Source organism: Parasphingopyxis sp. (assembly GCF_052168275.1).
Taxonomy (GTDB): Bacteria; Pseudomonadota; Alphaproteobacteria; order Sphingomonadales; family Sphingomonadaceae; genus Parasphingopyxis.
On sequence record NZ_JBQLZM010000094.1, the window covers coordinates 1 to 11,660 of the forward strand.

The following is an 11,660-nucleotide window of genomic DNA, read 5'->3' on the forward strand; positions in this document are numbered from 1 at the left end:
GCGCGACCTATGCCGGCGGCGTCGATTATCTGGCCTGGAAGATCAATCGCCACGCCGGAACCGAGATCACGGTCCGGCCCTGGCAGCGGCGCTGGCCCCTGCTCGGCGCATTGGCGCTGCTGCCGCGCCTGTTGCTGCGCGGAGCCGTACGTTAGCCGGTCCGCCGGTTGCCCGGCGCCGCGTTGGCGATGGCGTCTTCCAGAGCGGCGAGGGTAAACGGCTTGCGCAGGATCGCATGGCCCGAAAACTGTTCGCCGTCGATCGCCTCGCGCGCATAGCCGGTCACGAAAATCACCGGCAGGTCGGGGTGGCTGCCGGCCACATGGCTCGCAAGCTCCGGCCCCGTCATGTCGGGCATCACGACATCGGTCAGCAGCAGATCGATGTCGGGGCGCTCGGCCAGCACATCGATCGCCGTCGGCCCGTTGGCGCAGGCGAGCACCGTATGGCCGAGTTCCTCGAGCCCGGCGGTCGTCGAACGGCGCACCCGCTGATCGTCCTCGACCAGCAGGATGGTCAGGCCGTCCGCCGTGAGCCGCCCGGCAGGCTGTGCCGCATCGCCGGTTTCGGATGCGACGACGTCGCCGTCGAAGCGCGGCAGGAACAGCGACACCGTCGTTCCTTCGCCGACGGTCGAATCGATCCTGACATCGCCGCCCGACTGGCGGACGAAGCCGAATATCTGGCTGAGGCCGAGCCCGGTTCCCTTGCCGACCGGCTTGGTGGTGAAAAAGGGTTCGAACACATGCTCGATCACCGCATCGTCCATGCCGCTGCCGGTATCGGTGACCGCGATCTGCACATAGTCGCCGCCCGCAATCTCGCCGGCCTCGCCGTCCGAAAGCGTCCGGTTGCGAATGGCGATCGCCAATTCGCCTTTTCCGTCCATCGCGTCCCGGGCGTTGACCGCGAGATTGAGCACGGCATTTTCAAGCTGGTGCGGGTCGACCCAGATCGGCCAGATATCGCTATCGGCCTCGATCGCCACCGTGACCCGTTCGCCGATCGACCGGCTGAGCAGGTCCGCCATGGAATCGATCCGCGCGGCGGCGTCCGTGCCTTCGGGGAGGAACGGTTCGGCGCGCGCGAAGGTCAGCAGGCGACGGGTCAGCGCCGCGGCCCGATTGGCGCCCTCGAGCGCATTCTCGATATGCTCGGTCGCGCGGTCCGGCTGTTCGGCCATCTTCCGCTTGGCGAGATCCAGGCCGCCGATCACGACCGCGAGCATATTGTTGAAATCATGCGCGATGCCGCCGGTCAGCTGGCCCACGGCTTCGAGCTTCTGCGCCTGGTTCAGCTTCTGTTCGGCGGCCGTCCGCTCGGCGACCTCGGCGCGCAGCTGGGCGTTCAGCGCTTCGAGTTCCGCCGTCCGTTCGGCGACCGCGTCTTCCAGCTCCTCGGCACGCTGGTCGGCGTCGAAGCGCTGGCGGAAGGCGCGGATCGTCGCATAGGCGAGGATCAGCGCGGCGATGGCGAGGATGATCCCGGCGACGGTCAGCAGATTGGCCAGTATCCGGGCCCGCTCGTTGGTCTCGATCCGCGCCGCCGACCGCCCGCTCAGCAAGCCGCGTTCATAGTCGGCGATCTCGTCGAGCGTTTCGATCGCGGCGACACCGTTCCGGCTGTTGGCGACGCTGTTGTAGCGGGCGAGCGCATCGAAATTCCGCCCCGCCGAGGTCAGGCGGGTGATGGCGGCGAGTTCGCTGCCATAGGCGTCGTAGAGCGTTTCCAGCCGTTCCGCGCGCTCGGCCTGGGCCGGATAGTCGCGGACGATCCGCTGGAGGTTCTCGATCTGCCGGGCGGCGGCCCGGCGCTCGTTGCGATAGATGGTGGCCGGCGTGCTGTCGCCGTTGATCACGAAGCGGCCGAGTGCGACCTCGGCCCGGGCCATCGATTCCTCGATGTTCCGGACCACCATGATCGTCTCGAAACTCTGGCGTTCGCTGCGTGCGGCCGCGTCGCGCTCGTCGTTGGACTCGACGACCAGATAGACGAGCGCGCCGAACAGCAGCGTGAGCGCCAACGCCGCCGCACTGGCGAATCCGCGCCGCCAGACCTCCTTGTTGGCGGAGGCGGCCATTGAAGCGCCCCGATATCCGTCCACCATGGAAATGCTATAGGGCCGCCGGCCGGGCGCGGATAGCGGCTGGGCTCTGTTCGTCCCCCGATACGGTTCGGCTGGACGTGCGAACGCCCTAGGAAATCGCGCCGGTCGCCTTGCCGGCGGCTTCGAACATGCCGAGGATCTGCTCGACCTGTTCGGCCGTATGCTCGGCGCAGAGCGAGCAGCGGAGCAGATAGACGCCGACCGGCGTTGCAGGCGGGCGCGCCATGTTCACGTAAAGCCCATGCTCGAGCAGCGCCTGCCACATGCGCACCGCCTTTTCCTGGTCGGGCAGGAGGACGGCGAGGATGGCGCTTTCCGGTTCGTCGGTCGCCAGCGTGAAGCCGAGATCGCGCAGGCCCCGATGCAGCCGCTTGCTGTTCTCCCAGAGATGCGCGCGCTTGTTGCCCGCGTGCATGAGCTTGCGGATCGAGGTCGTCGCGGTCGCCACGACCGAGGGCGGGAGCGATGCCGTGAAGGTATAGGGCCGGCAGACGAGCCGCAGGAAATCGGTCTTCGGGTGGTTCGAAACGCAGAAGCCGCCGACCGTGCCGACGCTTTTCGAGAAGGTGCCGATGATGAAGTCGACCTGGTCGATCACGCCCTGCGCTTCGGCGACGCCGCGGCCATGTTCGCCGAAAAAGCCCATCGAATGCGCTTCGTCGACGAGCACCATCGCGCCGTATTTCTTGGCGATCGGGACCATCTCGTCGAGCGGCGCGATATCGCCGAGCATCGAATAGACGCCTTCGAGCACGACGAGCTTGCCCGCCTCGGGCGGGAGCTTGGCGAGCCGCTTTTCGAGATTTTCGACGTTATTGTGCCGGAAGCGGACGATGTCCGCATTGCCGAGGAAGCAGCCGTCATAGATGGATGCGTGGCTGTCGGCGTCGAGGATCACATAGTCGCCGCGCCCGGCCAGGGTCGAGACGATGCCGAGATTGGCCTGATAGCCGGTGGAGAAGACCATCGCATGGTCCATCCCGTAAAATTCCTGGAGCGCTTCCTCGCACGCCTTGTGGCCGACATAGGTGCCGTTGAGCACGCGGCTGCCGGTCGTTCCGGACCCGAATTTCTCGAGCGCCTCCTGGCCTGCGGCGATCACGTCGGGATCGAAGGTCATGCCCATATAGTTGTATGTGCCGAGCAGGATCGTGTCCCTGCCGTCGATCACCGCCTCGGTCGGCGATTTCACCGCGTCCATGACGATGGCGAACGGATCGCGCACGCCCGAGGCGAGCAGGTTCTCGCGTTCCTGGATCAGCGGTTCGAACTTGGCGAAAAGGTCGGTGGCCTGCGGTTCTTCGGTTTCCGGCAGTACCGCCTCGGTGGTCGTTGCGTTCATTCTTTCAGCTCCTCGACGGCATCGACAAGCTGGCCCACGGTTTCGATCTCGGCCTGCTGGTTCATCGTGATCACGATATCGAACTCGTCCTCGATCGACGCCACGAAATCCATCACCGTCAGGCTGTCCCATTCGAGATCGCCGGCGAAGGTCGTGCTTTCATCGAGCTCCACGCCCTTTGCGTTGAACGGTTCGATGAGATCCTTCACGGAAGCGAAGGTCGTCGCGCGGTCTGTCATAATGCGTCCCTAAAATGTATGAAAATGGCTTGCCAAGCGAATGCGGCGGTAAAACGGCAAAGGATTGTCGAATTCAGCGCGGATCGCGCGATATCCGTCGGCGAAGACCGGCCTGTAACCGCAGTTTTCCGGCTATTTCAGCCAGTCCTGCTCGCGATACCAGCGCGCGGTATCCGCCAGTCCCTGATCGTGCCGAATGGCCGGCATCCAGAGCGTCGCCGGCGGTTTCCGGTCCGGATCGACGACCCAGTCGGGATGGCAGAAATAGCGTGCGCGATCCGGCGTCAGTTTCGCGTTCTCGCCCCGGAACAGCCCGTCCATCCGCGCCCCGAACCAGACGAGCGGCGCGGGCATGGAGAACGTCCGCACGTCGCGGCCGACCGCGCGGCCGAGCGCCCGGCCGAAAGCGACATGGCTCAATCCGCCGGGCGTTCCGTCATCGGGCTCGTAGACCGCGCCGATGGCCGCCTCCGCATCGATCGTCGCGAGCATGAGTGCGCACAGGTCGCGGACATGGATCAGCGAGGTCCGGCCGTCGGGCGGCAGGATCACCAGCCCCCGGGCGGCCATCGCGAACAGATCGAGCGTTTCGCCGTCCCCGGGGCCGTACACCGCGGGCGGGCGGATGATCGTCCAGTCGAGGTCGGCATCCCGCACGACGCGCTCGGATTCCGCTTTCGACCAGCCATAGTCGGAAAGGTCCGGCTCGCGCGCCGCCAGCGACGAAATATGGACGAAACGCCGGATACCGGCAGTGCGGGCGGCGTCGATGACGGCGGCGGTGCCACCGATATTGGGGGCGGCAAAGCCGTCCCGGTCGGGAGCGCGGATCGCGCCGGCGATATGGATCACGGCATCCGCGCCGCGCGCAAACAGGTCGAGATTCTCCTGCTCGGACAAGCTCCCCGATATCCAGTCGATGCCGGGCCAGGGCGGCTGGTCGCGCCGGGTCAGCGCCCGCACGCGATGGCCGGCCTCGACCGCCATGCGCAGCAGATGCCCGCCGACGAAGCCCGTACCGCCCGTAACCGCGATCACGCTCACAGCAGGACCATATGGTTGCGATGGACGAGGGCGGAGCGCGGCGCGTAGCCGAGGATCGCCTCGAGTTCGCCGGTTTTCCGGCCCATGATCTTCGCCGCGGCGTCGCTGTCATATTCGGCGAGGCCCCGGGCGATGACCGTGCCGCCTGCGTCGGCGATATCGACGACGTCGCCGCGCCCGAAGGTCCCGTTTAGCGCCGTCACGCCGGCCGCCAGCAGGCTGTTCCCGTCGCGCAGCGCGCGGGCCGCGCCCGCATCGATCGCGATGCGCCCGGCCGAGGTCAGCCGCCCCGCCATCCAGGCCTCGCGCGCCGACGGAGCGCGGTCGGCGGTGAATATCGTGCCGGTGCCGGTCTTCGCGAAGGTGGTGAGCGGGGCGTCCTGCTGGCCCGATATGATCGCCAGCGGCATGCCGGCCGCCGTCGCGATCCGCGCCGCCTCCACCTTCGAGGCCATGCCGCCCGATCCCATCGCCGAAGCGCCCTCGGCCATCGCGCCGATCCGCGCGTCGATCGTGTCGACCGAGCGGATCAGTTCTGCGGCCGGATCGCGGCGGGGGTCGGCGCTGTAGAGCCCGGCGACATCGGAGAGCAGGACGATCCCGTCGGCGCGTGCCGCCTGGCCGATGCGCGCGGCGAGCCGGTCGTTGTCGCCGAAGCGGATTTCCTCGGTCGCCACGGAATCATTTTCGTTGATCACCGGGACGGCATCGAGACGAAGCAGCCGGTCCAGCGTCGCCGCCGCGTTCAGATAGCGCCGCCGGTCCTCGAGATCGCCGAGCGTGACCAGGATCTGCGCGGCCCGGAGATCGTGTGCGCCGAGCAGCTCGGCCCAGCATTGCGAGAGCGCGATCTGGCCCGCCGCCGCCGCCGCCTGCGCATCGTCCAGGCTCCTGCGCCCGCCGCCTTCGAGCCCGAGCAGGCGCGCCCCGAGCGCGATCGCGCCAGAGGAAACGAGGATGATCTTCTGTCCCGCGCGCTGCCGTTCGGCCAGTTCTCCGACCAGGGTCGCGAGCCAGTCCCGCCGGACCGTGCCGTCGTCCGCCACCAGCAGGGACGATCCGATCTTGACGACGAGGCGGGCGCAGTCGTCCGGCGCGAACGCGGTCAGAGCGGCGACCATGTTTCGCTTTCCTCGGCCTCTACCTCGTCGACGGGCGGCGGCGACCCGAGCGCCTCGATCACATGGTCGAGCACGGTCTCCAGCCCCGCGCCCGTGGCGCCGGACAGCGGCAGGACGGTCGCGCCCGTCGCTTCGGCCAGCTCGGCGCACAGCGCCTCCATCAGTTCCTCGTCGAGCAGGTCGGCCTTGTTCAGCGCGACGATTTCCGGCTTGTCGGCCAGCCCAGCGCCATATTCCGTCAGCTCCTCGCGCACCGTGCGCCAGGCCTTGACCGGATCCTCGCCGGTCGCGTCGATCAGGTGCAGCAGCACGCGGCACCGCTCGACATGGCCGAGGAACCGGTCGCCGATTCCCGCGCCTTCGGCCGCGCCCTCGATAAGGCCGGGAATATCCGCCATCACGAAATCGCGGCCCTTGTGCTCGACCACGCCTAGCTTGGGGTGGATCGTCGTGAACGGATAGGCGCCGACCTTGGCCTTGGCGTTGGAAACGGCGTTGAGGAAGGTCGACTTGCCGGCATTGGGCATGCCGAGCAGTCCTGCGTCGGCGATCAGCTTCAGCCGCAGCCAGACCCACATTTCCTCGCCCGGCTCACCCGGCTGGTGCTGGCGCGGCGCGCGATTGGTCGAACTCTTGTAGGACAGGTTGCCGCGCCCGCCGATACCGCCTTCGAGCATCGTCTTGCGCTGCCCGGCCCTGGTAAAATCGGCGAGCACCACTTCCTTGTCCTCGCTCAGTATCTGCGTGCCGACCGGCACCTTGATGACGAGATCCTTGCCGCCCGCGCCGGTCTGCTGCTTGCCCGCGCCGCCCTTGCCGCGCGGCGCCTTGAAATGCTGGGCGTAGCGAAAGTCGATCAGCGTATTGAGGCCCTCGACCGCCTCGAAGACGATATCGCCGCCCTTGCCGCCGTCGCCGCCGTCCGGGCCGCCATATTCGATATATTTCTCGCGCCGGAAGCTGACGGCCCCGGGGCCGCCCGCGCCCGAGCGAATGTAGATCTTGGCCTGGTCGAGAAAGTGCATCCCGCCTGTGTAGGGATTGCGGCGACCGGCTGCTAGGTCAAAAGCCCCGACTCACTGAGTCCGCGAACGGGTTTCAGCCGACTGTTCCGCCATCGTCTGGATCGCGGATCACTGCGGTGCAGACACCCGGATTGCATTCGACGATATCCTCGATCATTTCCGATACGCCGCGTGCCTCGTCGCAATTTTCCGATCCGTCGAGAACGAAAATCACCGGGGGTACCGGCTGCATCGTCGCGACGATTTCGAGATATTGAGCGACGCCGTCGCGCGGCGTCGGTTCACCGTTAAAGGAGAGGTAATTGTCGGCGGCCATGGCAATTTCGTTCGAGACCGGGCTGGCGATATCGCCGGTCTCGCCTTGCGGCCAGCGTGTCAGAACCTGACAGTTCGTGTCCGATACCGTCAGGTTGGCGGTATCGATTTCTATCGCTTCAGCGCGATCGTCGGTTTCCGCTTCCCGTTCCCCGGCCGCCTGTTCGCCTTGGCCGCAGGCCACCAAAGCCAACCCCGCAGCCGCGCTCAAACATGTGGTCATAATATTGCGCATCGATCCTCACCTGTCGTTGGCAAACCCATAGGCTTCCCGCGATGCGCTCAACTGTTCGGCCGCCATATCGCGCGCGGATTCGCGCGGCAGGCCCAGCGAACGGGCCAGCGGGCCGCCCAGCAGGGCATCGCCCAATGCCCATAATACCAGGCCCAGCGTATCCTTGTGCATCGCCATGTCGTCATGGCCCTCGCCCAGTTGATCGACGAGTTTGTCGATCGTCTCCACGATCGGATCGAGCGCATCCTCATTGCCGGTAACGATCATCCAGCTGGCGAGCGCGCCTGCGCCCTCCTTGTCGAACGCGTCGAAGGTGAGATCGACGATCTCGCGCGGGTCCGCTTCGCCGGACCGCGCCTTCAGGACGACTTCGCCGATGGTCTGGCACACATTTTCCGCCAGGGATCGGGCCAGTTCCCGCTGAAGCCCCGACGCCGATCCGAAGTGATGGAGAAGATTGGCATGGGTACGGCCGATCCGCCCCGCGACGGCCTTCAACGTAACGGCCTGCGGCCCCGCCTCGATGAGGATCTCGCGCGCCGCTCTCAACGCGGCGGTGCGGCTCTGTTCGGGGGTCAGGCGCTTTCTCGCTATTGACATCAGTGTAAGTAGCCTTCAGATGCTGAATAAATCGCAATGGAGTCGCACCATGGCCAAAGACAGGACCCCTGTCGACCTTGAGATCACGCCCCGCGGCCGGCGCTTCGGGCGGGACTCCCAGCAGCCGCGCTGGTGGATGAACAACGATCCCGTCGCGACGGCTTTCTACAACGCGCTGTCGGTGACATTCCCCAAGGGCGAGGCCTATTTCATCGAGGCGGTCAAGGCGCATCGGGACGGCGTCCCGCCCAAGCTCGAGCGCGAAATCCGCGCCTTCGTGCAGCAGGAAGTCATGCACAGCCGCGAGCATGTCGCGTTCAACCGCAAAGTGGTCGAAACCGGCTACGATATCGCGCCGCTCGAGCGGGTGGTCGACGAATCCCTCGAAAAGACCAGGGACCGGCCGCCGCTGATCGCGCTCTGCGTGACGATGGCGCTCGAACATTATACCGCGATCCTGGCGCATCAGTTCCTCTCGGTGCCCGAACTGCTCAACGGCGCCGACCGGGAATGGGCCGATCTGTGGCGCTGGCATGCGATCGAGGAGATCGAGCACAAGGGCGTCGCCTATGACACCTGGCTCCATGCGACGCGCGGCTGGTCCCGCTGGCAGCGCTGGACGGTGAAGGCGCGGGTCATGCTGCTCGTTACGATGATGTTCTGGCCGCGGCGGATCCGCGGGATGCGCGACCTGCTGGCGCAAGACGGGATCACCGGCTGGCGGGCGCTCGCCCGGATCAACTGGTATCTCTGGGGCCGGCCCGGCCAGCTGCGCCGGGCGCTCAAGCCCTGGCTCGCCTATTTTCTGCCCGGTTTCCATCCCTGGAACCATGACGACCGCCCGCTGATCCGGCTGGCGGACAGCGAATATGAAGACGCGGTGATGCCGCGCAACGCGGTACCGGCGGAATAGCCGCTAGCGCGCGGCGATACATTCCATTTCGACGCGCGCCCCAAGCGCCAGCCCATCGGCGCCGAAGGCGCTGCGCGCCGGATAGGGGCGGGTGAAATATTCGCGGTAGACCGCGTTGAACGCAGCCCATTCTCCGATATCGTCCAGCATGACCGTGCATTTGACGACATCGCCGAAATCGAGATCGTTGGCCCGCAGGATGCGGCCGATATTCTCGATCATCTGGCGCGTTTCCGGGCGGATGCCGCCATCGACCAGCGCGCCCGTATCGGGACTGGTTCCGATTTGTCCGGCCAGAAAAACGAGATCGCCGACGCGAACGGCCTCGGAAAACGGCAGATCCAGCGCCTCCGCCGCGCCCGGATAGAAATCGACATCCGCCTGGGCCGCCGCCGCGCCCGCGCCGAGCAGCGCCGCGGCCGCCGCCATCAACAATTTTCCGTGCATCGGACCCTCGCCCTCCTCGATCAAAGCCCGGATCGTGGACGAGAGGGTGCCCGAATACAAGGAAAGCGGAGCGCCTCCACCGCCCTCCCGCCGGCGCCGGTCAGGCGGCGAGCGCCGGCGGGAGGGTGTCGGCCATGTCCTCGTCCGACCATTCGAACATCACGCAATCGACCGCGCGGCCCCGCGCCCTGGAATCGCGCGGTTCGACGCGGCCCGTCCGCCGGAAGCCGAGTTTTTCGAGCACGCGGCCCGACGCCGGATTGTCGACGAAATGGCCGGCGACGATCCGCCGATAGCCGAGCGACGCGCGCGCCGCCGCTATCGCCGCCTTGCCCGCTTCGGTGGCGAATCCGCGGCCCCAGGCATCGGGTGCGATCCAGTAGCCCAGCTCCGGCGCCCCGTCGCCGTCCATGAAGCCGACCCCGCCGATCATCCGTACCGGATCGACCGTGCGGTCGACGATCTGGAAGTTCGGATAGTCGGGATCGGGTTCGCGCGCGAGAAACGCTTCGGCGTCTTCCCGGGTGTAGGGCCAGGGCATCCGCGCCGTATTGCGGGCGATGCGCTCGTCGGCGATCGTCTCGGCAAGGACGGGGGCCTCTTCTATCCAACCGGGCCTGAGCAACAGTCTCTTCGTAACCGCGAACATGTCTCTCTCCATGCCGCCCCCGGTGCGCCCTGTACGCGCTTTCGGTGACGGTTATATGAGGGAGACCATAAAAAAGGGAGATCGGGCCAGCCCGTCTCCCTCAATCGGCCCCGTTTCCGGAACCCTCGGGCTGCCCTCCCTGAGGACAGCCCTTTATCGACTGTCCTTTATTCCGCCGCTTGCGCCATTTCCACGCCCACATAGGTGCGGTTGTTGCGGCCTTTCTTGAATCGGACGGTGCCGTCCACGAGCGCAAAAATGGTGTGGTCGCGGCCGAGACCGACATTGTCCGCCGGAATCCATTTGGTGCCGCGCTGACGCACGATAATGTTGCCGGCCACGACGCTTTCGCCGCCGAACTTCTTGACGCCCAGGAATTTCGGGTTGGAGTCGCGACCGTTGCGCGACGAACCGCCTGCTTTCTTGTGTGCCATGGTTACGCGTCCTTATCGTCTGTCTTCGGCGCTGCCTTCTTGGCGGGCGCTTTCTTGGCCGGGGCCTTTTTGGCCGGAGCCTTCTTTGCCGCGGTCGTCGTCTTGGCGGCAGCCGTCTTCTTGGCCGGAGCCTTTTTGGCGGGCGCCTTCTTCGCCGGTGCGGCCTTGGCCGTCTCGGCGGTGTCCGCCTTGGCCTCGGTCTTCGCTGCCGCGGTCTTCTTGGCCGGCGCCTTCTTCGCGCCGCCGATGCCCGTGATCCTGATCTGGGTCAGCATCTGGCGGTGGCCGTTCTTGCGACGGTAATTGTGGCGCCGCTTCTTCTTGAAGATGACGACCTTCTCGCCGCGGCCCTGTTCGACGATCTCGCCGGACACGGTGAGGTTCTTCACATCCTTCAGGTCGGCGCCTTCGCCGGCCATCAGGACATCGTCAAACGAGACCGAATCGCCGGCTTCGCCAGCGATCTTCTCGACCGTGATTACATCACCTTCGGCGACGCGATATTGTTTGCCGCCCGTGCGCACGACTGCGAACATGGTACCAACTTTCATCAATTCTGCGATCCGCACAGGGCCAAGGCCACGGCCAAACCCCCGCGCGGGAAAGCGCGCCAAATATGGGAACTATGCCGTTATGTCAACCGATGGCGGCGTCTAAATTCAGGCCGCCTCGGCATTTTCGCCGCTCGCCTCGCCATCCAGGTCCCGGTCCAGAAATTCGCGGACATGGGCGATGAACTCGTCGGGATGGCTGAGCATGAACAGATGGCCGCCATCCTCGATGATGACAAGCTCGCTGCCCGGGATCAGCGTGTTGAGGATCTTGCCGTTGATCGGCTGGACGATCGGGTCCCGGTCGCCGGTCAGGATCAGCGTCGGCTTGCGCAGGAAGGGCAGGGCGGGGGCGCTCGTCCAGCCCAGCATCGCGATCAGCTGGTAGAAATAGCCGATCTTGGAGGGCGGCTTGATCCGGTGGATATGGCCGTCCGAGCCCCTGGTCGATCCGCCGTACAACGTCTCGAAATGCGTCTCCATGAATTTCGGATCGATATAGCGGCGCGGATCCGCCATTTTCGACAGCGCCTCGAACTTGCCGGGCACCATCAGCATCCCCGCCGTCGTCGCGACGAGGATCAGCCGATTGGTGCGCCGGCCATGCTGGAGCGCGATGGCGCAGCATTTCGCGCTCC

14 protein-coding genes are annotated in these 11,660 nt (G+C 66.2%); 1 reads left to right on the top strand and 13 read right to left on the bottom strand.

Annotated elements, in window-relative coordinates:
- Positions 1–151 precede the first annotated feature (151 nt).
- The 8 genes from ACTS1X_RS08405 to ACTS1X_RS08440 form a co-directional block, all read right to left on the bottom strand.
- Positions 152–2,107: an ATP-binding protein gene (locus ACTS1X_RS08405; RefSeq protein WP_442613939.1), complete on the bottom strand. Its 1,956-nt coding sequence runs from the start codon at positions 2,105–2,107 to the stop codon at positions 152–154.
- A gap of 88 nt (positions 2,108–2,195) precedes the next feature.
- Entirely contained in the window at positions 2,196–3,449 is a 1,254-nt protein-coding gene (spt, locus tag ACTS1X_RS08410) for a serine palmitoyltransferase (RefSeq protein WP_442613940.1), read from the bottom strand.
- Positions 3,446–3,688 carry an acyl carrier protein gene (locus tag ACTS1X_RS08415; RefSeq protein WP_442613941.1) on the bottom strand — a complete coding sequence of 81 codons (243 nt, stop codon included), beginning with the start codon at positions 3,686–3,688 and terminating at the stop codon, positions 3,446–3,448. The genes spt and ACTS1X_RS08415 overlap by 4 nt, the downstream gene beginning before the upstream one ends.
- A 132-nt stretch (positions 3,689–3,820) precedes the next feature.
- Positions 3,821–4,732, bottom strand: a complete 912-nt coding sequence (locus ACTS1X_RS08420; RefSeq protein ID WP_442613942.1) for an NAD-dependent epimerase/dehydratase family protein — start codon at positions 4,730–4,732, stop codon at positions 3,821–3,823.
- Positions 4,729–5,853, bottom strand: a complete 1,125-nt coding sequence (gene proB / locus ACTS1X_RS08425; RefSeq protein WP_442613943.1) for a glutamate 5-kinase — start codon at positions 5,851–5,853, stop codon at positions 4,729–4,731. The genes ACTS1X_RS08420 and proB overlap by 4 nt, the downstream gene beginning before the upstream one ends.
- Positions 5,838–6,878: a GTPase ObgE gene (gene obgE / locus ACTS1X_RS08430; RefSeq protein WP_442613944.1), complete on the bottom strand. Its 1,041-nt coding sequence runs from the start codon at positions 6,876–6,878 to the stop codon at positions 5,838–5,840. Before obgE ends, proB begins: the two co-directional genes overlap by 16 nt.
- Positions 6,879–6,951: 73 nt before the next feature.
- Entirely contained in the window at positions 6,952–7,416 is a 465-nt protein-coding gene (locus ACTS1X_RS08435) for a hypothetical protein (RefSeq protein ID WP_442613945.1), read from the bottom strand.
- Positions 7,417–7,434: 18 nt separating this feature from the next.
- Complete coding sequence (locus ACTS1X_RS08440; protein WP_442613946.1) at positions 7,435–8,028, bottom strand: TetR/AcrR family transcriptional regulator; 594 nt, start codon at positions 8,026–8,028, stop codon at positions 7,435–7,437.
- Between the two features lie 49 nt (positions 8,029–8,077).
- On the opposite strand from ACTS1X_RS08440, the gene ACTS1X_RS08445 reads away from it, so the two are divergent.
- Positions 8,078–8,941 carry a metal-dependent hydrolase gene (locus tag ACTS1X_RS08445; RefSeq protein WP_442613947.1) on the top strand — a complete coding sequence of 288 codons (864 nt, stop codon included), beginning with the start codon at positions 8,078–8,080 and terminating at the stop codon, positions 8,939–8,941.
- A 3-nt stretch (positions 8,942–8,944) separates the two neighbouring features.
- Here ACTS1X_RS08445 and ACTS1X_RS08450 read toward each other — a convergent pair whose 3' ends face one another.
- The 5 genes from ACTS1X_RS08450 to ACTS1X_RS08470 form a co-directional block, all read right to left on the bottom strand.
- Positions 8,945–9,388 (bottom strand): Rid family detoxifying hydrolase, encoded by a 444-nt coding sequence (locus ACTS1X_RS08450; RefSeq protein WP_442613948.1) that lies wholly within the window; start codon positions 9,386–9,388, stop codon positions 8,945–8,947.
- Positions 9,389–9,488: 100 nt separating this feature from the next.
- On the bottom strand, positions 9,489–10,037 hold the full coding sequence (locus tag ACTS1X_RS08455; RefSeq protein WP_442613949.1) for a GNAT family N-acetyltransferase: 549 nt from the start codon (positions 10,035–10,037) through the stop codon (positions 9,489–9,491).
- A 167-nt stretch (positions 10,038–10,204) separates the two neighbouring features.
- Positions 10,205–10,471, bottom strand: coding sequence for a 50S ribosomal protein L27 (gene rpmA, locus ACTS1X_RS08460; protein WP_442613950.1), 267 nt, complete (start codon positions 10,469–10,471; stop codon positions 10,205–10,207).
- Between the two features lie 2 nt (positions 10,472–10,473).
- The gene (gene rplU, locus ACTS1X_RS08465) at positions 10,474–11,007 is read right to left on the bottom strand and encodes a 50S ribosomal protein L21 (protein WP_442613952.1); all 534 of its coding nucleotides are present in this window, start codon (positions 11,005–11,007) and stop codon (positions 10,474–10,476) included.
- 123 nt (positions 11,008–11,130) lie between these two features.
- Positions 11,131–11,660 (bottom strand): alpha/beta fold hydrolase (locus ACTS1X_RS08470; protein ID WP_442613951.1); only part of this gene is annotated, 530 nt, incomplete at its 5' end.